The sequence below is a fragment of the Microcystis aeruginosa FD4 genome, assembly GCF_009792235.1.
GTDB lineage: Bacteria > Cyanobacteriota > Cyanobacteriia > Cyanobacteriales > Microcystaceae > Microcystis > Microcystis viridis.
In genome coordinates, this window is sequence record NZ_CP046973.1 from 2,957,894 (window position 1) to 2,982,906 (window position 25,013).

Genomic DNA, 25,013 nt, shown 5'->3' on the forward strand with positions numbered 1-25,013 from the left:
ATCAGAACATCCACTTTTAGTTCTTTATTTTTCAATTAAGCTGAGGGCTTCAAGATCAATCCTATAAGATTTGTTGGGAAAATTTATATTTGTCAACAAAATTATAAAGTATTGTAAATATTGTTAAAAAATGTATCGAATGTCAACTATTGGTCAAATAATTTTGACATAATTGGGGTGGAGGGGTTGACAGGTAAAATTTTTGTGTTTTATCCAGCATTTCTTAAGTGTAACTAGGATAGTTTAAAATCCACAACTGATAGTGTTATGAGTGATAATACCAAACAAATTTATAACTACACTGTTATTCTAGAAAAAGAGTCAGACGGTGGTTATCACGCTTTTTGTCCTGCGCTTAAAGGTTGTCATTCTCAAGGAGACACTTTTGAAGAAACGATTGTCAATATTACAGAAGCTATGGAATTGTACCTCGAAAGTTTGATAGATTTTGATTTTTAAGCCTTTAAATATTTTAATATGAGTCAGTATCCTGCGGTCTAATAATCGGGCCGAATTATTTCCAGTAAATTTCTTGCTACTGCCTCCACCACTGGTACAGGAACAGCATTTCCGAATTGTTTTTTAGCAATTGCATCCTGTTGATGATAGATAAAATTATCGGGGAATCCTTGTAATTTACGCGCATCTTGGGGAGTAATTTCTCGAAACTTTTTGGGTTTATAGATTTTCTTTAAAAACAATTGTTTGTATTCTTGGGGATGAGTAGCGGTAATTGAAATAGTAGCAATATAATCTTTAGCACCCGTAGCGGTTAGGGTAGGAATAATATCGGCCGTCGGTAAAATAATCCGATAAATGCCGTTAATTCCTGTCATATTTTTCGAGTTAATAAATTCATACTTACCCTCCTGCGTTTGCCAACAAATCCCCAGAGAAACTAACTGATTTAGTTCCTCGATTTTTAGATCGGGTATAATTTCCAAAAAAGTAGAAAAAGCCACGGGATGACCATCTTTTTCGCCATACTTTTTACTGCGTCTTAATTTCAGCAAAGCTAAACAGATACTTTTTTGTCGTTCCGTAGTTTTGATAATATCCCAAGAATGAATAGTTGTGTGACCATTTCTTAAATCAGAAAAAATAAAGAAGTCATTTAATTCATCTTCTTTTTGAAAACGAGTTCTCGATGGAGGAACAAACCCATTAAATAAAGTATCTGCGGATAACTTGACTTTCTCGACGGGTTGAATATTCTTGATGTCTTCTAAAATATCCAAAACCTTCGGATGGATACCCAAAGGTAAGGGAAATTTAAACCGCTCATAGTTGTCTATATCTTTTCTAATTCCTACGATAAAAACTCTCTCGCGATTCTGGGGTAAACCAAAATCGTAGGCATTTAATAACTGCCAGTAAACTTGATAACCACAATTAGCTAATTCATTGATAATTAATTCTAAATTCTCTTGATTGCGAGGACTAGCTAACCCACTGACATTCTCGAAAATAAAGCTTTTCGGTTGACTTTTATCGACTAATTTAATCACATCAAACCAGAGTTTTCCCCGGGGGTCATCAAATCCTCGTAAACATCCCGCCACCGACCAAGGTTGACAGGGAACGCCGCCGACAATAAGATCAAGATTATCGGGTAAATTGCTAATTTTACTCACATCTCCGAAAGCAATTTCATCGCTGTTGAGATAGCTAATAAAATTTTGTTGATAAACTTGGATGGCCTGTTGATCGATTTCTGAATAGCCTAAACAACGTCCTCCCAATTTCTCCAAAGCGATTCTAAAACCACCGATTCCCGCGAATAAATCGACAAAACGATACTGGGGACGGGTGATAACTAGATGTAGGGGTAATTGGGTTTGTCTGCTGAATTTAACTGTGGTTTTCAAGGGTAAATAATTCCTTTTCACCGTCTGGGAAGATGGGTATCTGTACTAACTATTTTAGTAGAACTTAAGAGGTTTTTCTCGGTATTTTCAGCCGATTGATACAATTTTCAAAAGTAATGGCAGAGATGGTTAATTAGATGCCTGCCACGAATAAAGAAAAATGGTATAAACCTTGAAAACGAGAATATTTACAGATAACGGTGAAGTTAGGCGAATTCAGCGACTATAGGGTTGCTCCATGCTCAAGCCTGGGATGACTCGATAGTGCTTCACGTTGAAAGTGCAAAGGGTTGCATTATGCCCCACAGCACAAGCGGCAATTAAGGCATCAATCAGTCCGACTTTGTGAGACAGATGGTAAGCCGTAAAGTCAGATAAAGCACGGGTACAGTCAGTTTCAGTAGGCCAAACAATCGGTAACGGTGCTACAAGCTGTAGGACTTTACGAACCTGTTGCTGGTTCTGAGCATCCTGAATCAACTCCATCACAACAAAGCCAGGGATACTTGGCAGTTCTGGGAGAGAGGCAAACCAAGCGAGTGCAGGCCCATAACCCCGCTGAATATCAATCATGACATCAGTATCGACAAGGTACATTTACTACCTAAGCCCCCTCACGGGTTTCAGCCTCATGGCGCAATTTGCTTGCCTGCTCCTGGCTATCGGTAATATCAGGTCGGGAGCCAATAACCCCAACGCTTTCCCAATAAGCAACTAGCTCCAGCCCTGTTTTAGGAGGATTTTGAAGAAAAGGGCGAAAGGAGAGGACACGCAGAATATACTCTGCTAAAGGCAATTTGAGATGAGAAGCTTCTGTAGATAACTCATTCTCTAGCTCTGAAGGTAGATCTAGGCTGATGTTCACGGTATTTCCTCAACGTTCAATGACCTGTCTTTGATCATATCGGATATATTCAGTTAAACGAACAGGCTGGGTTGACGCAAGGAAACTCAGTCTCTTCCATGTATTGTCAAGTTTTGTTGATTCTTGATTCTCCTATCTCCTGACTCCTCACCTAAAGGAAGATTTGTGATTTTTGCAGGAGATCTATCGAGTCGAGGAATACTCGTAGTCTTCGATAATGTGGAGAAGTCGCATAGCTGAACTACAGGATTCTTCTAAAATTTCCTGTTTCTCCTGAGAATCTTCGATTAAATCCTCAGATACCAGACGCAAAGAACCTAAAAGACTATTAAGACTGCTTCTCGCTTCGTAGGATAAATAAGCTTTTCTTTTTTGCTCATCTTCCCTATTCTTAGAGTCGTCCTCTTTGCTATCACTAAATTGCAGAGCGTGTAAACGGGCATAATGACCACCTTGAGCTAATAATTCCTCATGATTGCCGATTTCTGCCACTTTTCCCTTGTCCAGCACCACAATTTGATAGGCTTTTTGAACTGTGGAAAGACGGTGAGCGATCACAAGAGTAGTCCGCTCGCGACAGAGTTCATCGATCGCTTCCTGCACTAAACGCTCAGAAATTGTATCCAAAGCACTGGTGGCTTCATCGAGAATGAGAAGATCTGGATCTCGCAGTAAGGCACGAGCGATCGCTAATCTTTGTTTTTGTCCCCCCGAAAGTCTCACTCCCCGATCGCCAATTTCCGTATCCAGTCCTTCCGGCAGTTTGGAGATAAACTCGTAGGCATTCGCCCTTTTTGTCGCCTCTAAAATTTCTGCATCACTAACATCGCTTAATCCGTAGGCAATATTAAAACGGAGAGAATTATTAAAGAGAAAAGTGTCTTGACTGACTATTCCCATCGCTTTTCTCAGAGATTTGATCTCATAATCGCGTAAATCGTGACCGTCAAAAAGAATCCTCCCGGCTGTAGGATCATAAAAGCGTGGTAATAAATCAGCAATTGTCGATTTTCCCGCCCCTGAAGCACCAACAAGAGCGATCATTTTTCCTTTTGGAATCCACAGATCGATGCCCTTGAGAACTAATTCTTGATGACCAGGATAGGAAAATTGGACGTTATCAAAATGAATACCTGTCTCTAATCTTTGATAGGGAATAGAGCCATTGCTCATAAATGGTTTATTCTCTCGAATGAGAAAATCCGCTACCACCTCTACTGCGGAAACATCACCCAATAGACTACCCCTAGCACTGTTAATTTGACTAACTATCGGCAAGGCCCGGAAAAGCACATAGAGATAGGTCAATAAAATTGTCGCTAAAGCTTGCAGTTGTTCATTGAAAAGATAACGACCAGCAATGATAATTAAAGCAATAATAATTACCCCACCGATCTCATTGAGCGGTCCGATTACAGCATTATTAGTCTGGGCATCTAAACCCGCTTTCTCCCGGGCTTCGATATCTTCCACAATAGATTCTAATTCGTATCTTTCATTTCCTACCGCTTTAATTAGCCGAATTCCTGTTAACAGTTCCAACAGTTTATTAGTTTGCTGTTTAGCCGTTAGGGTGATAATCTCTCCAAACTTTTTCGATCTCTTGACAAAGTATTGATTAAGTAGAGCTAAAAAGCCCCCCAAAATAGTAGAAAGAATAGTTAATTGCCAAGAAATTGATAATAAAATAGCAAAGTACATGAAAGCTGTGGCGATAACCTTAATCAGGTTTATGTAATTTCTAATTGATGCCACGGCTCGATTAATCTCCGACATGAAACGATTAAAAATATCTCCTATTTTACTTTTTACATAAAAATCTATATCCACTTCTAGCAGCAGAATAACTGAATCAATTCGCATATCTCTTGCCATAATCAAAGACAAGTAAGTGCCTAGCAAATTACTGACAAAATTGGTAATGTGCTTGAGAATTAAAATCAATAATATCGCCGCAAACATCCAGAAAAAACGAGTATCGACCGAGAAAACATCGAAAACGGAGAGCAGCTTTTTGATAATTTGGGGGGCATTTTTTAAGAGATCATTTTCGGGATTAATAAAAGAAATTAGCAAAGGGATAACTAAAACAGTTCCTACCCCATTAAATATGGTACTGGCAAAGCCTATGACAATGCTGAAAACCACTAATATCCAGTGTTTAAGCGTATATTTAAGGAGGATTTGATTAGGATTCATCGCTCTAAGTAATAAAGTAAACAGTCAACGGTCAATTATCCTACTCCCTACACTCTAATATTTCCCTTCCAGAGAAGTAATTATGCCAGAGAGAGTTGTCGCCATGGCGGTGGTACTATAGGAGGCGATACAGCGCTCTCTCGCTTTTAGTCCTCGTGCATTAGCCGAGTCGAGATGATTAAAAACTTCGCTAATCATGGCAGCTAGTTGCTCTGGCGATCTAGGTTCGACTAAATAGCCAATATCAGCTAAAATTTCGGGAATATCTGCCACTTTAGTGGAAATAATCGGTTTAGCCATCGCCATACCATCGGTGAGTTTAATCGGAAATTGGGCGTTAGCCGTAGCTTCATCCCTCTGGGGAACGATAATAGCATGAGCAGCGGCCACAACTTCCGGCATTCGATCGATCGGTTGAGCAGGTAAATGAATTAACCAAGGTTGACCTTTTTCCAACAAACTATCCAGATAACCATCCCCGATTTGGCGACCTCCCACCACCACCAATTTAAAATCAGGATCACCAATTTGATCTAAAGCGATTAACACATCTTCTAAACCTTTGTGGGGTCTAGCTGTACCCGGGAACATTAAGACTTTATAGGCGGATAAACCGTATTTTTGACGGCAAGCGACAGGATCGTAGAGATTGGGATCGAAAAGTTGCGTATCCTTGCCATTCGGTAAATAAATCCCCCCGTAACGCTTTTGCAAAAATTGATTATTAACCGTCACCCCATCGGCGCGGTTAATTAAATTTTCCATCCAACGCAGATAGAGAGGGTGATTCGGGTCTCTAAGCGCACCATTTTTTTTGAGGATATCCCTAGCTAATTGTCGGGGATGAGGACGATAGGACCATCGATCGCCACCAAACCAACTCATTTCCCAATCGTCAATATCGAGAATCAGGGGACGTGGGGAAAAAAAACGTTTCAGTAAACCGATGCCGAAACTGGTGGGACGGGGTTTAACCGCATAGATAATCTCTCCGGAGAGGCGATCGAGTAAAGTTTTGATCTGGCCAAAAAACTGGGGATAATTATTGCCTTTGACCGATACCACCGGTATATTCCCCGGTGGGGTTGGATAGATTTCCTGGCCAAAAACAGGGCCATAAACCGTCACCTGACAGTTTAGCTGTTGCAAGACTTGAGCAATCAAATAGACTCTTGTACCACCCCCACCGGATAAATCTGGTGCTAAAACAGAGATTTTTTTGTTCACGATCGCCGATCAATCCAGATTATCTAGCACGATAGGAGAATGTTAATCAATGTTAACGTTTTTGTCAATCTTAGGCGAACTTAACATTAATACCCCCAGAGATGGATTAGACAAAGAAAACTAACATATACATTGCCGAGACGACTAACTGAGTAAACATCACTGGTAAACCGTAGCGCAGAAAGGTATGAAAGGTAATTTTGCCCCCGTGTTGTTCGGCGATGCCGGCAGCGACAATATTAGAAGAAGCTCCCACTAAAGTACCATTACCTCCTAGGGTGGCTCCGTACATCATCGCATAGAAAAGCGGTAAAACGGACGGGGGAAAGGAACCAGCATAATCGGGGGAAAGCACTTCTATCCCGACTAAATTAACATTAACAAGGTACTGTTTCAGTAGTGGAACCATGGCCACCACTAGGGGAATATTCGGAACGACACTGGAAATAAAACCGACAAAAAACAGCAAGACTAGAGAACCTAAAAAGATATTTTTGCCTAAAATTATCGCCAGAAATCCCGATAAACTATTAACTACACCAGTTTTTTCTAAGCCGCCAATTAGGACAAAAATTGACATAAAAAATAATAGGGTACTCCAGTCCACATCCCGGAGAATATTATGAACCGTATCGATTTTCGATTGCTGGGCTAAAAGTAGGGCTAAAGCTGCTCCCATCAAAGCCACGGCAGCAGGAGCAAGGGGTACGGGAAAAGATTCACCGACCACGAATAAAAATAAGACTAAAAAGACGATAATTCCCCCCAGAGCTAAGACGCGCGGATGATTAATTTGCGGATGGGGTAAGTCTTCTAAATGCTCGAATTTTGTCCGCCAGATTTTGGGGAATAACCAAGGTAACATCACCAGAATGGTAATTACTGCCAGCGCACCACCTAAACTCAAACGCTGTAGGTATTCCATGAAGGTTATATTAATAGAATCACCGACGATATAAGTAGCAGGATCACCAACGATAGTTAATAACCCGGAACTGTTGGCCACGAAAACCATTAGGATTAAGAGAGGCACAAAATCTACCCCTATATCTTGAGCTAGGGGGGGAATTAGAGGTGCTAATAACATCACCGTGGTAGCGTTAGGTAACACCGCACAGATCGGGGTAGTAATGGCGACAATTCCTATTAGTAATAATTTGCCATTTCCCTTGGCTAAAAGCACCATTTGTGCTGCTAAATAATCAAAAATCTTCGTTGGTTCAAAGGCTCTCACTAACACCATCACCCCAAAAAATAGGGCGAGAGTGGCATAACTGCGACTGATATAACCCACCGCCTCCTGGAGAGTCATGATATGGGTAAAAACTAAGATTAAAGCTCCTAATAAAGCCGCTACGGTAATATGAAGCCACTCGAACATAATAACCACAATGACTGCAACAAAAGTCATCGCAGCAATCCACATTGGTAAAGATTCCAGCATTTTTGATCCTGTTTTTACTCTCGGTTTCTCGATACAACTAAAAGTTTGCCCGGATGTACGGCAAACTCATAGAAAATATGGTTATCTACGGAAAATCTTAAAATTGTTCTGATCGGTAAGCTAACATGACAATCCCCATAAACAATGTCTCCTTTGAGTTATGACTATCAAGTAGTCCCAGCGACATAACTGAACCGATCAAGACATTGCTAGGAATGTAGTGATGTTTCAGTCTTCCCCCCCCACGCCTACGAAGTTAGCTGACGGGCTAGGATAGAGAGATATCCTTTTCTAGTCCAAAAAATCTAGAAATACGCCCCCAAATGTGGTTCCTCCGCTCCGAATTTGTCTAGCTAATATCTAGCATAGAAACTCGGATTAGGCTGACTTACTCTATTTAGTGATCCACCATAACATACTAACCCAAAAAAAACTATATAGTCCTATACCAGACCTATCCTGTCAGTTATCCCCCGGGTTGCTAGGATAGAACAATGATAAGCTAATAGCTAACGACTGACCGCCATAGCAGCCACATCAGCAATTTCTATGAATAGAAGACCCCGTTATACTCCTCCCCGATCGCGCGATCGTGATTATGACCGCTCCTATGGCGATGACTCCCGCGCTTCGGCCCCCGGGGGCCTATTGGCCAAATTAAACTATACCATGATCGCCCTGATTGGTGGTATTTTTGTACTAGGAGTGGGTCTCGGTCTGGTATTCAGTTCCACCGCTAATTTTAGCCCCGAAAACGTCGCTTCCCGGGAAGTAATCGATCGCAGCGCCCCCAATGCGGAATTATGCGTGCAATTTGGGGCCAGTGCCATTGTCACCGATTTGCGGGTTTATGTCACTCTTAACCCCTTTAATGTTTTTGTTACCCAACCAGTCATGCAACCCGGTTGCGTTTTGCGACGCAATAACTGGTCAATTTTAGAACAACAAAAATTAGTCGATGGACAGCAGGTACAAAGTTGCAAAAACCGGATGAATACCTTTGGTTATACCGGTCCCTTGGAAGGCAAACCGAAAATCGATTGTATCTTCCAAAATGAAGCCGGGGGTAATCTTTTTGTTAATCCCGCCGGTGCTGTTGGCCCCAGACCAGATACAGATAAATTCTAAACCGGAAAAGCTCATTCTCCTGACTGCTGACTCCTGACCACTGACTCCTAATTAACTACGACAATTTTGATTTTTACGAGAGGTCTAATGAGTTAGCCATTGGGCCGTAGTCACCACAAAAATTCCGCCAGCTTTTTTTAAAATAGGCTGAATTTCATCGATCAGACGATTAAGTTGTTCGTCACTATTACAAACCGTCATAATGTAGTTACCACTGTAATCACAATCCAAGTCATCACAGGATAAACCTCGATCACCTTTTCCCGAAGTACTGCCAAAGACGGTATAACCGGAAACTCCGACAACATCAAGAACGCTTAAGATTTCTTCCAGAAAAGCATGACTAACAATTATGTCCACTTTTTTGACAGTTTGTAGGGAAGGATGCGGGGATTCAAGCATGGTAGTTCAGTAAAAAAGGGACAAGTGAAAGAGAAAAATTTTGACAGGAATTATTGAAAACTCGCCTGGCTTTTTAGACTCCGCAGCCAATGATTTTGATCATCTCTAGGTACAGAGGAATACCGATGATGATATTGAAAGGAAAAGTTAAAGCCAACGCCATAGAAACGTATAAACTAGGATTCGCTTCGGGAACAGTCATTCTCATGGCCGCAGGAACAGCAATATAAGAGGCACTGGCACACAAAACAGCGAATAATAAAGCATTGCCCTGTTCAAATCCGAGAACCTTAGCGATGAGAATGCCAACTATAGCATTGATGACGGGAATGAACACCGAGAAACCGATGAGAAAAGCACCAGTTTTGCCTAATTCTCGGATTCTTTTCGCCGCCACTAATCCCATATCAAGGAGAAAGAAAGTTAAAGCACCATAAAAAATCTCTTGGGTGAAAGGTTCTAATTTTTCCCAGCCTTTTTCCCCCGTCAGCATACCAACAACAACACTACCGACTAAGAGAAATACCGAACCATTTAAAAAGGCTTCATGTAAAACTTTTGACCAAGAAAACGCTTCTTCTTCGCCATTTTTCTCTTTAAAGACTCGCACCAGGATTAAACCCACTACAATTGCCGGCGATTCCATTAAAGCTAAGGCCGCTACCATGTGACCGCCATAGGAAATATGAAGTTTTTCTAAAAAAGAACTGGCGGTGATGAAAGTAACGGCACTAATGGAACCATAGGCTGCTGCGATCGCTGCTGCATTGGCACTATCGAGTTTAATTTTCAGGATAAAGAAAGTGTAAATGGGAACGATGCAAGCCATAACCACAGAGGCAATCAAAGTTAAAGCGATTTGGTTATTGATGCCACTTTCCGCTAGTTCATAACCTCCCTTGAAACCAATCGCCATCAACAGATAGAGAGAAAAGAGTTTAGGCAGTGGTTGGGGAATCTCTAGGTCGGATTTAAAAAATACTGCCAGCATTCCTAAGAAAAAGAACAAAACTGGCGGATTGAGAATATTGAACAGGATTAAGCTGCCATCCATAGGTTTGCGTACACTAAGTTATTTCAATCTATACTATTCGATTTTGAGAATACTGGGAAAATGTTAAGAACCAGATTAAAACGCTTAACGATGGCCGCCCAAAAAATGCCGTCAGCTTTTCTCCCCTCTCCCCTCTCCCTTCTCCCCCTCTACAATAATTACTCGCAGCCAGAAATACGTTGGGTCACTATCATACTTTGTGCTTTTTGTCAAAAAAACTTTTTTTTTGCAATAAAACTACATAAAAAAAAGATCATCATTGCTGGTGAAATTGACTGATTTACCCGTCTTAATTAGGATCACCTTCTAGGTGTGGCAAGGGTTTCAACCATTGCTGCCTAAAAAAGCACAGAATAACCGACTATGAAATTCTACCAAATCGCTGTAACTATTGCAACATCGTTGTTAAATAAAAATCTTTCTCAATTAATTGTTAAGAATTTATAAATATTGCGGAATGTTAATTTAAATAGTCTCAAGTGTTTGGAGTTAATAAATAACTTTTGCTTATCTTTGTCGGAAAATAGAACTCCTGCAAAAATCCCACATCTACCATTGGGTTAGGAGTCAGGAGTCAGGAGATTATTTTTATTTATTCTTCCCCCGCAACGCGCACGCAGTGACCCCCCCACACCCCACACCCCACACCCCACACCCCACACCCCACACCCCACACCCCACACCCCACACCCCACACCCCACACCCCACACCCCACACCCCACACCCCACACCCCACACCCCACACCCCACACCCCACACCCCACACCCCACACCCCATCCCCTGTTCCCTGTTCCCCGATCAATGCCAAAAATACAGATTAAAACCCCAAAATCCCCACATCTTGCCGCCATGGTAGCCCTCGATCGCACCAGTCTCGGCGGTATTTGGACCCTATCCGGTTATGAACGGGAATTAAACAGCCCCAACAGTGAATTATTAATTCTTACCGTGGACGGGGAGGACGAAACCCTAATCGGATTAGCTTGTTTTTGGGCAATTCTCGAAGAAGCGCATATTACCCTCCTAGCAATTTATCCCGACTATCAAAGACAAGGATTAGGAAAACTGCTTCTCTACAAACTGCTTGAGAAGGCTGTACAAAGACAACTGGAAAGGGCTACGCTAGAGGTGAGGGGATCGAACCATTCAGCGATCGCACTCTACGAGCATTTTGGCTTCCGCATCGCTGGAGAGCGGAAAAATTATTATTCGCAAACTGGCGAATCGGCCCTAATTTTCTGGCGCAACGATCTACAAACGGCCGCTTTTCGGGAACAATTAAACAAGTGGCGACAAGAGATCCTCTCAAGACTGGCGCGGGGGCGCTCTGCCGCCTGCTGGGGTGTTTTCGCTTCAATGAGTGCAATCCGCAACCCTGAAGACTGTAACGCGCAGGCTAGCACCAGACCCACAATGCTACCACCGACAATGACCACATCGTAGATGAGATCATTGTCGGCATCATGGGCAGCTAGAGGATTAATGGCACTCATGGTCGTACAAGCCTATCACCCGTTTGCGTAGACAACACCTCGCTCATCGGGACATTGGCACGCGCCGCCCGAAACATCCCAAAGCGACACAGCCCAGCGCCAAAGGCTAACCGCATTAAGAGAAATGTCGGCACTTCTCGCAATGATTTAATCAACCCGATCACGCCAAACCGAATAATTCCCTCTGGACGCACTACTCCCTGCCAGATGGAGTCGAGCCACGAGGGTAGGGTTTCCACTGTCCAGTCAGCAGTGGTGACTTCACCCGCAACCAGTCCAGTTGCCTCCAGTAATTCTGCAAATCCTTCAATGCTAGAAAACGCGGGGTGAGACCACTGATCGAGTAGTTGTCGCATGACTGGCTTTTCCCAAAAATTGAGTGGAAGCTGACGATCGTCCCGCTGATTCCAATCAGCAACCACCAAAATTCCGCCTGGTTTTAGAACGCGCAATAGCTCTCTGGCGAACTGGGCTTTATCGGGCATGTGCGGACCCGCCTCGATCGACCAGACTACATCAAAGCTGGCATCCTGGAAAGACAGTGCCAGTGCATCATCAACTTGGAACTGGGCACTCACCCCAGGTGGTGTCAATTCTTGGGCACGTCTAACTTGCTGGGGACTGATGGTAATGCCAGTCCCATGGAAGCCATAATCCCTTGCTAGAATGCGACTACTGCCACCAATGCCGCAGCCCACATCCAAAACGGTAGTACCAGGAGGCAGGCGATCAAGTCTGCCCCAGCGCACCATCTCATGCACAAAGTCTTCCTTGGCTTTGAGAAAATCCTTTTTGCGAGGGGGAGAGCCATAGTGCCCCAGGTGGATGTGTTCGCCCCAGTAAAATTCCAGAATGCCGTCATTTGTCCAGTCATCATAGGAATTCGCAACAGAATTAGCAGACTGATACTTACGAGCCGTAAGGAGATAGAGTGCAATCCCAATGATCAGGAGCGTCAGGAAAGTTCCCAGCATTGCAACTAATCCATTCATCTAGACTAAACCTCAACCTTTAATACTTTTGACTGTTGCATTATCTATTTCCCCTCCGTTTTTACAAACAGAGGTTGGGTTTACCATTACCTCGGTCGCTTGACGAAAGGATGCGATCGAAACTAAACGGTTCGAGTCTGCATCCCACAGCAGGAATTGGGAGCAGTCGAGCAGGTCTCCAATTCGCAGTGTCTTGACATCCGAGAGCAGATGACTATTTTGACGATGACAAGCGGCAAGATGGTAATTTGGAATTCTTTCGGAGAGATGGTGAATCGTGTGATAGCCGATGTCTGCGGTAACCCATCTGAGAGTAGCTGCTAATTCTAGATAACTGCTGCCCTTAACCGCTCCCAAAAAATAGTTCCAGTCTTCTGTTTTGTGAGCATACGCCCCCTCAAAAATGTGTTGGACAAAAAAGACCCAGATGAAAATCGTTGCAGAACAACTGATCGTAATGGAGTAAATACTCCAAAACAGCCCAAAGCCCCACAAATGGCTCAGAAAGATCCAGCTACCGATAACACAAATGTTGTTAAGCAGGAGATCCCAAAACTCAGTAGCCGATTGCCAGTGTTTTGATTGATGGGCAGATATTCTTTGCGCTAAATTCAACTCCGAACCCTGCTTCAGATCAATGAATAGATGATGGATAAAATCATAAACTCCCATGATTAAAACTAGCCTGGGCTTGATGACAAGATAGAAAAAACCGCCAGGAATACCCATCAATGGATGTCGCAGGACTTCATACAGTCTTTGATTGAACGGTTCGAGCTTAAAAAACTCCTCGGTAGATAAGAAATCTGCAACGCCCCGATATCGCTCCCAGTCACCATTGGTTTTGTGATGGTAGGCATGATCTCTTGACCACCCATATTGGGGAATCGCATTGATCACACCCAGCAGGAACCCAACGATTCGATTCACTCGTTTTGACCGAAAGAGAGAAGAGTGTCCGCAATCATGCATCAAAGAAAAACAGCGAAGTGAAAAGAGAATTAACAGCGCAATGATAGGGGGTAGAAGCCATAGGGAAATTGATGCTGCTTTCACAGCTAAAATCCATAAAAGAACATAAGGTACAACGGTATTGAGAATTTGGTAAGTTGCCCGCAGGTTGCTACTTTTGATATATGGAGTCAAAACAAAGTCAGTTTTTTTGATCATATCTAGTGGTATTAGTTGACGGGCAAATTCATGTTTTTCAAATGGATGAATCGCTGCTGGGATCTGTCCAGTGCGATTCAGGTAGTATTTGAGCATAATTAGGTTTCAGTTCAGGGATACGTCGGGATGAGGGGATGGCCGGGCGATTCTCGTTTCAAGATGCTACGCGATCGCCCCTTAGGGTTACTGCACAACCTCCCGCTGCAATGAACAAACGGCTGGCTGAAATTCCTCCCAGGTCTTACAAACTTGCTCGTAGCATTGGGGTGGCGTGATCGGCAAATTTTTCAGGTAAAAGAACGTCACCTGGTTAAACGACTCCAGCAGGAAGACCAATTCAGTCGTTGGATTGTAAGAATCTACAGCTTCCAGAATGTGAGCATTCATAAAATGGTGGCGCAGAATCACCGTATCGGGAGCCGCTAACCAGGCATTCAAGAAAGCAGCGAGACGCGATCGCCGAACAAAGTAGGTGCGGAACGATTCCCCCGCAACGCCAACCGCTGGAGAATTGGTGCTGCAAATGATCGCACCCCGCTCACCGCCTAAGTAACCTGTCCAGGCGTTATAACCGATCGCCAACAAATTCGTGGCAATAAATTCTTGCTGCCAGTCCATCAAATCAGAGTCTTTGTTCATACAAATCTCCGGGGGCTTGATCAAGTTGGAACTCTACCCAACGCCGTTGCACCTGTTGGTAACAATTCATTGGAGAAACTTTGAGGTTTTGCAATAGATTAATATCTGCCCGTCCGTTTTCATTAATTAACAACAGGATTGACTGGGCAGGGTTGTAGGATTGAACCGTATCAATTAGCCGTTCAATTAAAGTTGCCTCTAGGCTGAAAGTCTGTAAATAGGCTGAAACACTGGACAGGGAAACAAACCGAACTGTATAGTCCACGATGTCACTGTTCCAATCCACAGATTCATCCTCGACGAGCGTCACATCGCATACCACCATGCCCCGCCCTTGAGTGATAAACCCCTGCCAGGCAGCGTGTCCCAGAGGTAACAGATTTTCCCGAATGAACAGATTTTGCCAGTAGCCAAAATAACCTTGCCAGAGACTATCGTGTGGTCGCATCATACCTACCTTGACGATTTTGCACGATTGACAGACCGACGGAGACTAGCCCCCAGTACACCAGCAAGAGCGATCGCCACTATACTGGTGGGTTCAGGAACCGACTGAGAATGAATGACACCCACTGCCTCCAGATCAAAGCCGCCAGATCCGGGAATAGGGGTTTGCCAAGGGTCATAAATGGGTCGGTTTTCTGAATCTAAAAATGTGCCATTACCCGGAATATCAACAATGCGAACAAAGTTAATGCTATTAAGATTAACAACGCCAGATTGAACCAGGGGAAGATCTTTTAAAACGCTTAAATCGAAAGGTGTTCCCCAAGAACTCCGCACAAAGGAATTACCTGCAAAAACTACGCCATTATTAACGTGCTTTCCTGCCAAATTATCAACCGGTGTGGGATCAATTCGTCCTTCAGGGGCAATAGAATCTTGGGTTAAAGAAACCCTAGGAAAGCGAACAAAATCTATCCCATTAGTAGAAACTTCTACATAAGCTAATTCTGCAAATAAACTGCCCGTTTCATCGAAGCCAAATCCATTTTCAAAGACAGCAAAATCTGCGCCATCGCCATCAATAATTGCAGAATCAAAGGTTAAGGTAATTTGCCCCGGGGATACTCCGTCCGTGATTTGTTGAGCCGTTAATTCTCCTAAAGAGGCAATACCATCAAAAGTCCCTGTCACTTGTCCTAATGTTCTTTCTGGGGTTTGCCATTGGGGTAAAACACCAGGAGCGGGTAAATAATTAGTAAATCCTGTTGCCCATCCTTTAAAAATCGGATTAACGGTGTTATTCGGTGAAATGACACCTAAACCGTCAGGTCCAACAAATCCAGGAATTCCTGAATCGATTTTACCTGGGTCGAAGGCGAAGCCAGAAAACGTCCCACCCAATGCGTTACCGCTCGCAAGAGTGAACGTGAATGTCGCCGTCAGGGTCGCTTGCCAGAGGGTTTTGAACTTATACATGATTGGTTTTCCTGTTTGTTTTGATTACAGTTGTGTTTCAGATGGTGCAATGGTAAGTAGGTGGGTGGAATTAAATATAAGATGAACGTAGGTTGGATTGAAGTATGAAACCCAACCCACACATGGGTTACGAAGAGCGCTAACCCATCCCACAAATAATTGTGCCTCCCTACCTAGTTGTCGTTATGGTTTAGGTGATATTTCCTGACGTAACCGATGAGTTGCCTCTACCATGTTTTTCAGCGATGGAATCACTTCCTCCCAGCGGCGTGTTTTTAATCCGCAGTCTGGATTTACCCAGATTTGTCTCAACGGTAAATTCAGGATGCCTGCTTGCAATTGCTGCACCAGTTGTTCAGTCGTTGGCACTACTGGACTGTGAATGTCATACACGCCATTGCCAATTTGATGGGAATAGCCTGCCTCCGTGACCTCTTGTAAGGTGCGATTGTTACTGCGGCTGTTTTCGATCGAAATCACATCGGCATCCAGACGCTCAATGTCTTTGATGATGTCGCCAAACTCGCAATAGCACATGTGGGTGTGAACTTGCGTATGGGGTTGAGCGATCGCCGTTGCCAGTCGAAACGCATCTACCGCCCAAGATAGGTACTGATTCCAGCGTTCCAGTTTCAGCGGTAAGCCTTCCCGTAAAGCGGGTTCATCCACTTGGATCACCTGTGCGCCTGCGGCTTCTAAATCGGCAACTTCCTCGCGTAACGCCAGCGCAATCTGGAATGCCTGTTCCTGACGAGAAATATCACTACGCGGAAATGACCAGTTGAGGATGGTGATAGGACCTGTGAGCATTCCTTTTACAGGTTTTTCAGTCAATGCCTGCGCCACCTGAAACTCTCGCACAGTCATAGGTTGAGGACGCGCTACATCACTATAAATAATCGGGGGACGTACATAGCGACTGCCATAGCTTTGCACCCAACCCTGTTCGGTAAAGGCAAACCCAGCCAGTTGCTGACCAAAATATTCCACCATATCCGTGCGCTCAAATTCGCCATGCACCAGCACATCAATGCCGATGTCTTCCTGAAGTTTGATGCACTCAGCAATCGCAGCGTCGATCGCTGTCTGATATTCTGCTTCTGTCAGTTCTCCTCGCTTATATTTCACCCGTAGCTGCCGTACTTCGGAGGTTTGGGGAAAGGAACCAATCGTGGTGGTAGGGAGAGCAGGTAAGGGAATCTGTTTGTCTAAGCGTAGAGAATAGGAGAGCGATCGCTGAAAGTCATTCGTCGTCAAATTTTTGAGCGCAGCCTGCGTACCAGGATTTACAGGGCTGAACTGCTCAAAGGTTTGCCACTGCGTTTGCACTACTGCTAATCGATCTCCCGGATCATCGACCGCCAATGTCTGTGCCAGAATCACAACCTCTTCTAGTTTCTGTTCCGCGAAACTCAACACATTTCGCAGGGGTTCCGGCAATTTCGTTTCGCGCATTGCATCATAGGGAACAAATTGCAGGGATGATGAGGGATGCAACCGAATATTTGGCGTAATGCTGTGAAGGGTTTCTAGTGTTGATAACACTGATTCAGGGCGAACTTTCCAGATATTTCGCGCATCCACAATCCCCACTCCCAATTGTTTATCTGCTGGGAATCCGTGCTGTTGCAATAACTCTAAGTTGCGTCCACGGGTGAAGTCTAAACTGATGCCAGCAACGGGCATTTCCATCACCCAGGGATAAGTCACTCCCAGATCATCAAAATAGGTGACGAGGTGAATCGGTACACCCATTTCGGCAAGCTGGCTGTAGGTAGTTGCAATCGCTTCTCTCAGATCCGCTGCACTGCTGGTGACGAGAATCGGTTCATGTAACTGCACTTCTGTGATGCCCAGTGCTTTGAGTTGAGCGAACAAATCACTATAAAGCGGCAATAGTTTTTCGAGATGTGTTGCCAGATCACCTTCTAAACGGCTTAAACCCAATAGGGTGACAGGACTGAGGATGATCGCCACGGCTTGCTCACCCAGGAGGGCTTGCGATCGCTGCACCGTTGCTAAAAAATCTGCGAAGTTTGCCTCTGGCTCTACATCCGCCGCAATTTCGGGTACCAAATAGTGATAGTTGGTATCAAACCATTTGGTCATCTCCAGCGCTGGAATGCCATCTTTGCCGCGTGCCATTGCAAAATATTGGTCGAGTCCCGATAGATGACGAAAGCGATCGGGTATTAGCCCCAAACGAACACTCCAATCCAAAACATGGTCATAAAGCGTCGTGTCACCGATTCCAATACGATCGATCCCAGCTTCGAGTTGTGTTTTCCAGTTCGCAAATTCCACCTCTCGAACCGTTTGTAGCAAGGTTTCTGTATCAGATTTACCGCTCCAGAAGGCTTCTAATGCCTTTTTAACCTCACGATTTTTACCAATGCGGGGATACCCCAATGTTGTAGTTTGAATAGTCATAGCTGTAGCGTTCCAAATTCTGTGAAAAACAGGTAAAAGCGACTGTCTCCCGGTAGGGAAGCAGGGCGTTGTCAAATTGAAAGATGATCCGAATCAGCTGGGAACTCAAATTACTTTGATAGCAAGGATTGCATTGCATCTTTCCTATTCTGATCTGACAACGCCCCCGGTAGGGAAGCAGACCATAGTTAGGGATAGCGAAGGTGTCATCTGTAATTACCAGCGCAAACACTAGCCACCTTCTCAGGTAGCTTTGCTAAATCTCAACCTCGCGTTCAACTCAAATCGTCAACTCAGAACGCTACAACCTTAATATTCCAACGAACAGCTGATTGCGCAGCATCTCGCAGAAAATTGCAAAAGCTTGAAGTCTTCATCATCTTTACCTCGCAGATGTTTATGTAACGGGTTTACTAATCGGCGGGCATTCTGACTCAGAGAGTTGCGCCTCTCCTTACAGCTGCGGGACAGCGGCAGATTCGCACTGCACTTTCCCCCTTGCGTTTGATGGCTGCTCCCCATCAAAACCGACTTGAACCTAATGATAACACAATAAGGGTGTTTTGACATCCTCAGTTCGGGATAAGAAAAGGGGTTCTGTCGCAAAAAGGGAAAGCTTCCTGTAGTATAATGGAAACCCCGAATCGAACAACCCGAACTCATCCAGACGATAATTAATAAAGGTCAAGTAGAGGGAGTTAGAAAAAGGCAGGGGTTAGAGCAGAAAAAATTTGTAGAATCCCTCTTCGGAATCGCCGGCTAAAAGTTAGCTTAACACAAGTTTCTCAGCTCTGAAAAAAAAATTTGCGACAGAACCCCGATAAATGCCAAAAATCCAGATTAAAACCCCAAAATCCCCACATCTTGCCGCCATGGTAGCCCTCGATCGCACCAGTCTCGGCGGTATTTGGACCCTATCTGGTTATGAACGGGAATTAAACAACCCCAACAGTGAATTATTAATTCTCTCCCTACCCAGCAATCCGGAAACCATCATCGGATTGGCTTGTTTTTGGGCAATTCTCGAAGAAGCGCATATTACCCTTCTGGCAATTTATCCCGACTATCAAAGACAAGGATTAGGAAAACTGCTTCTCTACAAACTGCTTGAGAAGGCTGTACAAAGACAACTGGAAAGGGCTACGCTAGAGGTGAGGGGATCGAACCATTCAGCGATCGCACTCTACGAGCATTTTGGCTTCCGCATCGCTGGAGAGCGGAAAAATTATTATCCGCAAACTGGCGAATCGGCCCTAATTTTCTGGCGCAACGATCTACAAACGGCCGCTTTTCGGGAACAATTAAACAAGTGGCGACAAGAGATCCTCTCAAGACTGGCGCGGGGAGAGTGGCAATTAGAGGAAGAAACCAGAGCCAAAATAGATACCATGGGGATGCAATGATTACTTACCAGCTTAAATCAGGTCGAGGTTAGGGAAAAATGAGGATTTTAGTGTTAGCGTGGGAATTTCCACCGCGATTAGTGGGCGGTATCGCCCGTCATGTCGCCGAACTCTATCCCGAAATCGTCAAACTCGGTCATGAAGTCCATTTAATCACGATCGAATTCGGTCAGGCCCCCAGTTACGAACTGGTGGAAGGTATTCACATCCACCGCGTCCCCGTACCCCCCGGCAATGACTTTTTCCATTGGGTGGTCAACATGAATAACAGCATGGGGCAACAGGGCGGCAAACTAATCGCCGAATACGGAAAATTTGACCTTGTTCATGCCCACGATTGGTTAGTAGGAGATGCAGCCATCGCCATGAAACATCTCTTTAAAATACCCTTGATTGCCACTATTCACGCCACGGAATACGGACGTTATAACGGACTGCACACCGACACCCAACGCTATATCGGCAGCAAAGAGGGAACCCTCGTCTATAATGCTTGGCGCGTTATCGTCTGTACCGGCTATATGCGTCATGAAGTCCATCGAGCTTTGGGCGCACCCTGGGATAAAATCGATGTGGTTTATAACGGTATTCGGGCCGAGAAAAAGCAAAGAGACCCTAACTTTGATTACCGAGCTTTTCGTCGTCAATATGCCGAAGATCACGAAAAAATCGTCTATTACGTCGGGCGCATGACCTTTGAAAAGGGGGTTTCGGTGTTACTCAACGCTGCCCCAAAAGTCCTCGCTCAGACTGGGGCTAAAACTAAATTTGTCATTATCGGTGGCGGCAATACCGACAAACTCAAACAACAGGCCTGGCATCTCGGTATCTGGCATCATTGTTATTTTACGGGCTTCATGTCCGATGAAAACCTCGATCGCTTCCAAATCGTGGCCGATTGTGCCGTTTTTCCCAGTCTTTACGAACCTTTTGGTATTGTCGCCCTGGAAAGTTTCGCCGCTAGGGTTCCCGTGGTAGTTTCCGATACCTGCGGTTTTCCCGAAGTTGTCCGTCATGGCCAAACGGGAATTGTCACCCGGGTCAATAATCCTGATTCCCTCGCTTGGGGCATTTTGGAGGTTTTAAATCATCCTGAATACGCCCAAGAATTAGTTAATAACGCCTACGAAGACCTAGAAAAACGCTTTCATTGGGCGAATTTAGCCCGTCAAACCGAGACAGTATATGGTTTGGTTGTCCAAGAACGACAATTGGTAGAATGGCGTTAATCAGGGAGCGGTTTTTTAGCCGTCAGCCATCCTGAAGCCGTCCCGATTTTCTTCTGGACAAACCCAATGAACTAGAGCATAATCTTAGGAAAATAATTTCCTCGACACAAAATTATGAATATGCTGAAAATGACTAAGGATTTTAATCCCGCTCAACTAGCAAGTGTCCTGGTCAATTTCATCGGTTTTGTGGTTTTATTGACCTGTGTACTTCTTTCTCCCCATGCTCTCGTTTATGATGAAGTTTATCACTTCCCGTTAGTAGATTTATTAAATCAATACGGTTTATCCTATCGATTCTTACGCGGCACAGGACAATCAGCCCCAGGTCCACTATACCCGATAATTCATTATATCTTTCAGCCCTGGACCAATTTGCAAGCCCCTGCCATTAGATTGGTTAATATTCTTCTTTTATTACTGTTAATTTTAGTCCTCAGTTTAACCCTGAAAAAAATTTTCAAAATTCCCCGGTCAATAGTCTCTAGTTTGGCAATTATGGGCTTACCGATGATTTGGGTGATTACGGGCATGGCTCTCACGGAAATCCCTGCTATGCTCTTGGCAACCTTAGCAGTTTTCTTGATATTTATAGCTCTAGAAAAAATTGAAGATAACCAGCAAATGAGCTTAGGAATAGCGGCTCTGAGCGGATTATGTTTAGGGATAGCAATCCTAGGCAGACAAACTTTTCTCATTTTAGTGTTTATCTTGCCAATACTAACAATTAGTTCCTCAAAAAAATCTTGGCAACCTTTACTATTATGCTGGTTAACTTCTGGAATTTTCCCCGCTATTGTTTTTAGCGTGTGGGGTGGATTAGTTCCCCCCGGCCAAAGTTCATTATCTTCTGGATATTCTCTGGTTAACGGATTTCTTTCCTTTGCCTACACCGGTCTTTTATTATTTATCCTCGCTCCCAAATGGTTCAGTTTGAATAAGGTGATAATAATATCTGTCTTGGTCAGCAGCTGCCTGGGCAACGCTCTCTTTAAAATCCTTTCTATTCGTCCGGCCTACCACGTTTTCAAGAAAATTATTCCTGATCCTACTTTGCTAAGTTTCTTTTTCTATTTAGCTTCCTCCTGTTTACTTGCCTTTGGAATTCTTTTTCTGATTGCCAGCCTCAACAATTGCCGAGATCACAAGAGAGATAGTAAATTTCTGTTTTTAAATGTTGCCGTGATCGTAGTTGCCGCTACAGCTTTTAAAATTACCCATTATTATTCGACTCGCTATACAGCTACAGCTATTCCCTTCTTGATCCTGTTAGCCCAGTATTATACCAAAGATAACTATTTCAAGGTAGCTCGCTTATTGCTGGGCAATATTGTCGGCTGTTTGATGTTAGTTTCTTATTTTTTACGTCCTTGGAACTAGAAATCTGGCTAGATGAGATTCTTGTATTTTTGACAAGGATATACCCTAAAATAACAAAGGCACAACTTAACTTCTCCAAATATGACTATGAAAGCAGCTGAAATTATGACCACGGAGGTGGCCAAGATTAAAGGTTCGGAAACCGTCGCCAAAGCGGTACAATTGATGAGAGAAAAGAACATTAGAACTCTCATTGTCGATCGCCGTCACGATGAAGATGCTTACGGAATTATCACTGAAACGGATATTGTCTATAAAGTCGTCGCTTTCGGTCAAGATCCGCACAAGGTGCGCGTCTACGAAGTGATGAGCAAACCCTGCATCGTGATTAATCCCGACCTCGGGGTTGAATATGTGGCCCGCTTATTTGCTAATACTGGTATTCGTTTCGCACCGGTAATTAAAGGTGATTTGCTCGGTGTTATCTCTGTTAGTGACATCCTCCATAAAGGTAACGCCGTCGAAAAGCCCCGCAGTCTTGATTTAGAAGCGGAGATTATCAAAGCGAGAGATATTGCCCGGGCAGTGTGTGCTGAAAAAGGAGGAAATTCTCCCGATTGTGCCGCAGCTTGGGATATTGTTGAGGAATTACAGGCAGAATTGGCACACCAACGCGCTAAAAAACCGGAAAAAACCTATTTTGAGGAATACTGTCAAGAAAATCCCGATGCTTTTGAAGCGCGTATTTATGACACCTAATCTCCATCGGTTTTCGGTATTCTCCGATACCTCAAACTTTTTAATCCGGCAAAAGTAGTGTATAAAGGTTTTATTTGCTAATAATCGAGGAAAAACTATGGCTGATCTATTTGTCATCGCCTATGAGGACGAATTTAAAGCGGAAGAAGTTCGTTTAACTTTGGCTAAACTGCAACGGGAACATCTGATCGAGTTAGAAGATGCAGCCGTAGTGGTTAAAAACAAAGATGGCGAGATTAAACTCAAGCAAGCGGTCAATTTAACGGCAGCAGGAGCGGCAAGTGGCAGTTTCTGGGGATTATTAATCGGAATGCTCTTTTTATCCCCTTTATTAGGGGCTGTCCTCGGTGCTGCTGGTGGCGCTTTGGGAGGTGCTTTAAGTGATATCGGTGTGGATGACAATTTTATGCGGGAATTGGGAGAAACCATGCAGCCCAGTACCTCTGCTCTCTTTGTTCTCGTCCAAAAAGTTACCCCCGATAAGGTCCTCGATGAAGTGGCCCCCTACGGAGGTAAAGTGTTACGCACTTCTTTGACCAAAACCGACGAAGCTGAATTACAGAAAGTTCTCGACCAAAGAGGTGTTAAACCCGAAGCGGTTTAGGATATGGGTCCATAAAAGCCAGAAAAAGGGAATATATTTCCCTTTTTGCTTTTTGAGCAAAAATGGGTTTAGCATGACCACCACAATAGTTATAAAATAAAAAACAATCAATAATTATTAATGAACTTTAAGCTTCGATCGAGAATAAAAGTGCTTCAGTGTCGTAGTATTTATTCGTTAATCCCATTGATTGCATTCCTAATCTTTCGGTGACACGAATTGAGCGATAATTATCGGGATTAACCACCGCGTAGATAATCGGCAATTGTAAGGTGATTAAGCCGTATTCTAGAATAACTTTAGCCGCTTCGGTTATGTATCCTTGTCCCCAATAATCGCGTCGTAAATGCCAACCAATTTCGCTATCTGGGGTAGGATAACCGTAGTTATCGGGTAAATTCTGTAAAATTATCGAACCGATAATCTGATTATTTTTTCGATCGATCATTGCCCACCAATCGCTGCCATTACCCTGATTACGAACAGTTGCTAATCTTTCGGAAAAATGGGCATTTAAACTCTCAATATCCGTGGCTAACTGACGAATTCTCGGTAAAAAATAAGTGACTTCGTAATTTTGATAGATCTGAAAAAAAGACTCTTTGTCTGCGGGTAGTTGCCAAGGACGGAGAATTAGGCGCTCGCTTTTCATTGTTTTTGTGAGCAAATTATAGCAATTCTCTGGCTGAGATTAGGGATTATTGTCGATAAAAAAGCTTCTAAATCCCACAGCTAGTAAGGAACCACTTAAGACAGTTATCAATGTCCAAATTTGATTCTTTTGGGTTCCTTCGACTTTCTCTAAGCGTTTATTCATGTCATCAAATTTACTATCAAGAGTTTTAATATCACCTTTAACTTCCGTCAGTTCAATCTTTAAATCGGTAGTATCTTTTTGAATAGTTTTGACATCAGCTTTCATTTCCGCTTGTCCATTCTCAATCACCTTCAATCGATTGTCCACCTCAATCAGTCGAGTTTCCACGGTAGTCAGTCGATTGTCCATGGTAGTGAGTCGAGTTTCCACGGTAGTGAGTCGAGTTTCCATGGTAGTGAGTCGAGTTTCCATGGTAGTGAGTCGATTGTCCATGGTAGTGAGTCGATTGTCGATTTCGTTGAATCGATGTTCGATTATCTTCTGTCCATTGAGGATTAAATCTTCTAGTCTTTTTAAATCATTATCGGTAGTAGTGGTGATGGTCATTGATTAAACTCCTATCATTTCCCTTGGTATTATTTTTATCATTATACCAAATCCGTTTTAAATCGTGTGATTAACTCCCAAGTTATGGATTGTTTTTTCCCACTTCCCACTTCCCCTATACCTTTTAAACAGGATTTATTATTAGCTATAGCTTTGCTG

General features: G+C 43.7%; 25 protein-coding genes, 1 pseudogene and 2 riboswitches. Of the genes and pseudogenes, 9 read left to right on the forward strand and 17 right to left on the reverse strand.

The features are described 5' to 3' along the window. Positions 1 to 267: 267 nt before the first annotated feature. A complete protein-coding gene (locus GQR42_RS14990; RefSeq protein WP_158200561.1) occupies positions 268 to 459 on the forward strand; it encodes a type II toxin-antitoxin system HicB family antitoxin in 192 nt (63 codons plus the stop codon). 38 nt (positions 460 to 497) lie between these two features. Here GQR42_RS14990 and GQR42_RS14995 read toward each other — a convergent pair whose 3' ends face one another. The 6 genes from GQR42_RS14995 to GQR42_RS15020 all read right to left on the reverse strand — a co-directional run bounded on the left by GQR42_RS14995 (position 498) and on the right by GQR42_RS15020 (position 7,603). After that, positions 498 to 1,868 carry a DNA cytosine methyltransferase gene (locus tag GQR42_RS14995; protein WP_158200562.1) on the reverse strand — a complete coding sequence of 457 codons (1,371 nt, stop codon included), beginning with the start codon at positions 1,866 to 1,868 and terminating at the stop codon, positions 498 to 500. Positions 1,869 to 2,084: 216 nt separating this feature from the next. Next, positions 2,085 to 2,465 (reverse strand): PIN domain-containing protein, encoded by a 381-nt coding sequence (locus tag GQR42_RS15000; RefSeq protein WP_158200563.1) that lies wholly within the window; start codon positions 2,463 to 2,465, stop codon positions 2,085 to 2,087. A gap of 7 nt (positions 2,466 to 2,472) precedes the next feature. Next, entirely contained in the window at positions 2,473 to 2,733 is a 261-nt protein-coding gene (locus tag GQR42_RS15005; protein ID WP_158200564.1) for a hypothetical protein, read from the reverse strand. A gap of 183 nt (positions 2,734 to 2,916) precedes the next feature. Beyond that, positions 2,917 to 4,932, reverse strand: a complete 2,016-nt coding sequence (locus GQR42_RS15010) for an ABC transporter ATP-binding protein (RefSeq protein ID WP_158200565.1) — start codon at positions 4,930 to 4,932, stop codon at positions 2,917 to 2,919. A gap of 54 nt (positions 4,933 to 4,986) precedes the next feature. Continuing rightward, a complete protein-coding gene (locus GQR42_RS15015) occupies positions 4,987 to 6,159 on the reverse strand; it encodes a glycosyltransferase family 4 protein (protein WP_158200566.1) in 1,173 nt (390 codons plus the stop codon). A 106-nt stretch (positions 6,160 to 6,265) separates the two neighbouring features. Next, positions 6,266 to 7,603, reverse strand: a complete 1,338-nt coding sequence (locus GQR42_RS15020) for an ArsB/NhaD family transporter (RefSeq protein WP_158200567.1) — start codon at positions 7,601 to 7,603, stop codon at positions 6,266 to 6,268. A gap of 231 nt (positions 7,604 to 7,834) precedes the next feature. Next, positions 7,835 to 7,964, reverse strand: a riboswitch (cyclic di-AMP (ydaO/yuaA leader). A 188-nt stretch (positions 7,965 to 8,152) separates the two neighbouring features. Here GQR42_RS15020 and GQR42_RS15025 point away from each other — a divergent pair. Then, positions 8,153 to 8,731 carry a DUF3172 domain-containing protein gene (locus tag GQR42_RS15025; protein ID WP_158200568.1) on the forward strand — a complete coding sequence of 193 codons (579 nt, stop codon included), beginning with the start codon at positions 8,153 to 8,155 and terminating at the stop codon, positions 8,729 to 8,731. An 84-nt stretch (positions 8,732 to 8,815) separates the two neighbouring features. On the opposite strand, the gene GQR42_RS15030 is transcribed toward GQR42_RS15025, so the two are convergent. Next, the gene (locus GQR42_RS15030; protein WP_158200569.1) at positions 8,816 to 9,133 is read right to left on the reverse strand and encodes a P-II family nitrogen regulator; all 318 of its coding nucleotides are present in this window, start codon (positions 9,131 to 9,133) and stop codon (positions 8,816 to 8,818) included. A 73-nt stretch (positions 9,134 to 9,206) separates the two neighbouring features. After that, positions 9,207 to 10,187, reverse strand: coding sequence for a sodium-dependent bicarbonate transport family permease (locus GQR42_RS15035; RefSeq protein ID WP_158200570.1), 981 nt, complete (start codon positions 10,185 to 10,187; stop codon positions 9,207 to 9,209). A gap of 619 nt (positions 10,188 to 10,806) precedes the next feature. Between GQR42_RS15035 and GQR42_RS15040 the strand changes: the two genes are divergently transcribed. Beyond that, positions 10,807 to 11,010, forward strand: coding sequence for a hypothetical protein (locus tag GQR42_RS15040; RefSeq protein WP_158200571.1), 204 nt, complete (start codon positions 10,807 to 10,809; stop codon positions 11,008 to 11,010). Then, positions 10,991 to 11,512, forward strand: a pseudogene (rimI, locus tag GQR42_RS15045) (ribosomal protein S18-alanine N-acetyltransferase); the annotation flags it as partial. The gene GQR42_RS15040 and the pseudogene rimI (GQR42_RS15045), both read left to right, overlap by 20 nt. On the opposite strand, the gene GQR42_RS30040 reads toward rimI (GQR42_RS15045), so the two are convergent. The 7 genes from GQR42_RS30040 to metE form a co-directional block, all read right to left on the reverse strand. Continuing rightward, the gene (locus GQR42_RS30040) at positions 11,395 to 11,682 is read right to left on the reverse strand and encodes an NAD(P)-binding protein (protein WP_371731323.1); all 288 of its coding nucleotides are present in this window, start codon (positions 11,680 to 11,682) and stop codon (positions 11,395 to 11,397) included. The pseudogene rimI (GQR42_RS15045) and the gene GQR42_RS30040 overlap by 118 nt on opposite strands. Then, positions 11,679 to 12,674, reverse strand: a complete 996-nt coding sequence (locus GQR42_RS15050) for a methyltransferase domain-containing protein (protein ID WP_024970435.1) — start codon at positions 12,672 to 12,674, stop codon at positions 11,679 to 11,681. The genes GQR42_RS30040 and GQR42_RS15050 overlap by 4 nt, the downstream gene beginning before the upstream one ends. Positions 12,675 to 12,686: 12 nt before the next feature. Then, on the reverse strand, positions 12,687 to 13,940 hold the full coding sequence (locus GQR42_RS15055; RefSeq protein WP_233271020.1) for a fatty acid desaturase: 1,254 nt from the start codon (positions 13,938 to 13,940) through the stop codon (positions 12,687 to 12,689). Positions 13,941 to 14,027: 87 nt separating this feature from the next. Then, complete coding sequence (locus GQR42_RS15060; protein WP_158200572.1) at positions 14,028 to 14,483, reverse strand: hypothetical protein; 456 nt, start codon at positions 14,481 to 14,483, stop codon at positions 14,028 to 14,030. Beyond that, entirely contained in the window at positions 14,467 to 14,934 is a 468-nt protein-coding gene (locus GQR42_RS15065) for a hypothetical protein (RefSeq protein WP_158200573.1), read from the reverse strand. The genes GQR42_RS15060 and GQR42_RS15065 overlap by 17 nt, the downstream gene beginning before the upstream one ends. Before the next feature lie 2 nt (positions 14,935 to 14,936). Then, entirely contained in the window at positions 14,937 to 15,905 is a 969-nt protein-coding gene (locus tag GQR42_RS15070) for a PEP-CTERM sorting domain-containing protein (RefSeq protein WP_158200574.1), read from the reverse strand. A 183-nt stretch (positions 15,906 to 16,088) separates the two neighbouring features. Beyond that, positions 16,089 to 18,335, reverse strand: a complete 2,247-nt coding sequence (gene metE / locus GQR42_RS15075; RefSeq protein ID WP_158200575.1) for a 5-methyltetrahydropteroyltriglutamate--homocysteine S-methyltransferase — start codon at positions 18,333 to 18,335, stop codon at positions 16,089 to 16,091. Between the two features lie 402 nt (positions 18,336 to 18,737). Further along, a riboswitch (cobalamin riboswitch) is annotated at positions 18,738 to 18,882 on the reverse strand. 277 nt (positions 18,883 to 19,159) lie between these two features. On the opposite strand from metE, the gene rimI (GQR42_RS15080) reads away from it, so the two are divergent. The 5 genes from rimI (GQR42_RS15080) (at position 19,160) to GQR42_RS15100 (ending at position 23,650) form a co-directional block, all read left to right on the forward strand. After that, a complete protein-coding gene (rimI, locus tag GQR42_RS15080) occupies positions 19,160 to 19,738 on the forward strand; it encodes a ribosomal protein S18-alanine N-acetyltransferase (RefSeq protein ID WP_158200576.1) in 579 nt (192 codons plus the stop codon). 38 nt (positions 19,739 to 19,776) lie between these two features. After that, positions 19,777 to 20,967: a glycosyltransferase family 4 protein gene (locus GQR42_RS15085; protein WP_158200577.1), complete on the forward strand. Its 1,191-nt coding sequence runs from the start codon at positions 19,777 to 19,779 to the stop codon at positions 20,965 to 20,967. 114 nt (positions 20,968 to 21,081) lie between these two features. Further along, positions 21,082 to 22,347: a glycosyltransferase family 39 protein gene (locus GQR42_RS15090; RefSeq protein ID WP_158200578.1), complete on the forward strand. Its 1,266-nt coding sequence runs from the start codon at positions 21,082 to 21,084 to the stop codon at positions 22,345 to 22,347. 81 nt (positions 22,348 to 22,428) lie between these two features. Beyond that, positions 22,429 to 23,046 carry a CP12 domain-containing protein gene (locus GQR42_RS15095; protein ID WP_158200579.1) on the forward strand — a complete coding sequence of 206 codons (618 nt, stop codon included), beginning with the start codon at positions 22,429 to 22,431 and terminating at the stop codon, positions 23,044 to 23,046. Between the two features lie 97 nt (positions 23,047 to 23,143). Beyond that, the gene (locus GQR42_RS15100; protein WP_158200580.1) at positions 23,144 to 23,650 is read left to right on the forward strand and encodes a DUF1269 domain-containing protein; all 507 of its coding nucleotides are present in this window, start codon (positions 23,144 to 23,146) and stop codon (positions 23,648 to 23,650) included. A gap of 127 nt (positions 23,651 to 23,777) precedes the next feature. On the opposite strand, the gene GQR42_RS15105 is transcribed toward GQR42_RS15100, so the two are convergent. Both GQR42_RS15105 and GQR42_RS15110 read right to left on the reverse strand, forming a co-directional pair. Next, positions 23,778 to 24,302, reverse strand: coding sequence for a GNAT family N-acetyltransferase (locus GQR42_RS15105; RefSeq protein ID WP_158200581.1), 525 nt, complete (start codon positions 24,300 to 24,302; stop codon positions 23,778 to 23,780). 39 nt (positions 24,303 to 24,341) lie between these two features. Then, positions 24,342 to 24,854: a hypothetical protein gene (locus GQR42_RS15110; protein WP_158200582.1), complete on the reverse strand. Its 513-nt coding sequence runs from the start codon at positions 24,852 to 24,854 to the stop codon at positions 24,342 to 24,344. Positions 24,855 to 25,013 lie beyond the last annotated feature (159 nt).

What these genes read in the sequence shown, in the direction of transcription:
- GQR42_RS14990 (WP_158200561.1), top strand. Translation starts at nt 268, where the DNA reads ATGAGTGATAATACCAAACAAATTTATAACTACACTGTTATTCTAGAA.
- GQR42_RS15000 (WP_158200563.1), bottom strand. Translation starts at nt 2,465, where the DNA reads ATGTACCTTGTCGATACTGATGTCATGATTGATATTCAGCGGGGTTAT.
- GQR42_RS15010 (WP_158200565.1), bottom strand. Translation starts at nt 4,932, where the DNA reads ATGAATCCTAATCAAATCCTCCTTAAATATACGCTTAAACACTGGATA.
- GQR42_RS15020 (WP_158200567.1), bottom strand. Translation starts at nt 7,603, where the DNA reads ATGCTGGAATCTTTACCAATGTGGATTGCTGCGATGACTTTTGTTGCA.
- GQR42_RS15025 (WP_158200568.1), top strand. Translation starts at nt 8,153, where the DNA reads ATGAATAGAAGACCCCGTTATACTCCTCCCCGATCGCGCGATCGTGAT.
- GQR42_RS15030 (WP_158200569.1), bottom strand. Translation starts at nt 9,133, where the DNA reads ATGCTTGAATCCCCGCATCCTTCCCTACAAACTGTCAAAAAAGTGGAC.
- GQR42_RS15035 (WP_158200570.1), bottom strand. Translation starts at nt 10,187, where the DNA reads ATGGATGGCAGCTTAATCCTGTTCAATATTCTCAATCCGCCAGTTTTG.
- GQR42_RS30040 (WP_371731323.1), bottom strand. Translation starts at nt 11,682, where the DNA reads ATGAGTGCCATTAATCCTCTAGCTGCCCATGATGCCGACAATGATCTC.
- GQR42_RS15050 (WP_024970435.1), bottom strand. Translation starts at nt 12,674, where the DNA reads ATGAATGGATTAGTTGCAATGCTGGGAACTTTCCTGACGCTCCTGATC.
- GQR42_RS15055 (WP_233271020.1), bottom strand. Translation starts at nt 13,940, where the DNA reads ATGCTCAAATACTACCTGAATCGCACTGGACAGATCCCAGCAGCGATT.
- GQR42_RS15060 (WP_158200572.1), bottom strand. Translation starts at nt 14,483, where the DNA reads ATGAACAAAGACTCTGATTTGATGGACTGGCAGCAAGAATTTATTGCC.
- GQR42_RS15065 (WP_158200573.1), bottom strand. Translation starts at nt 14,934, where the DNA reads ATGATGCGACCACACGATAGTCTCTGGCAAGGTTATTTTGGCTACTGG.
- GQR42_RS15070 (WP_158200574.1), bottom strand. Translation starts at nt 15,905, where the DNA reads ATGTATAAGTTCAAAACCCTCTGGCAAGCGACCCTGACGGCGACATTC.
- metE (WP_158200575.1), bottom strand. Translation starts at nt 18,335, where the DNA reads ATGACTATTCAAACTACAACATTGGGGTATCCCCGCATTGGTAAAAAT.
- rimI (WP_158200576.1), top strand. Translation starts at nt 19,160, where the DNA reads ATGCCAAAAATCCAGATTAAAACCCCAAAATCCCCACATCTTGCCGCC.
- GQR42_RS15085 (WP_158200577.1), top strand. Translation starts at nt 19,777, where the DNA reads ATGAGGATTTTAGTGTTAGCGTGGGAATTTCCACCGCGATTAGTGGGC.
- GQR42_RS15090 (WP_158200578.1), top strand. Translation starts at nt 21,082, where the DNA reads ATGAATATGCTGAAAATGACTAAGGATTTTAATCCCGCTCAACTAGCA.
- GQR42_RS15095 (WP_158200579.1), top strand. Translation starts at nt 22,429, where the DNA reads ATGACTATGAAAGCAGCTGAAATTATGACCACGGAGGTGGCCAAGATT.
- GQR42_RS15100 (WP_158200580.1), top strand. Translation starts at nt 23,144, where the DNA reads ATGGCTGATCTATTTGTCATCGCCTATGAGGACGAATTTAAAGCGGAA.
- GQR42_RS15105 (WP_158200581.1), bottom strand. Translation starts at nt 24,302, where the DNA reads ATGAAAAGCGAGCGCCTAATTCTCCGTCCTTGGCAACTACCCGCAGAC.
- GQR42_RS15110 (WP_158200582.1), bottom strand. Translation starts at nt 24,854, where the DNA reads ATGACCATCACCACTACTACCGATAATGATTTAAAAAGACTAGAAGAT.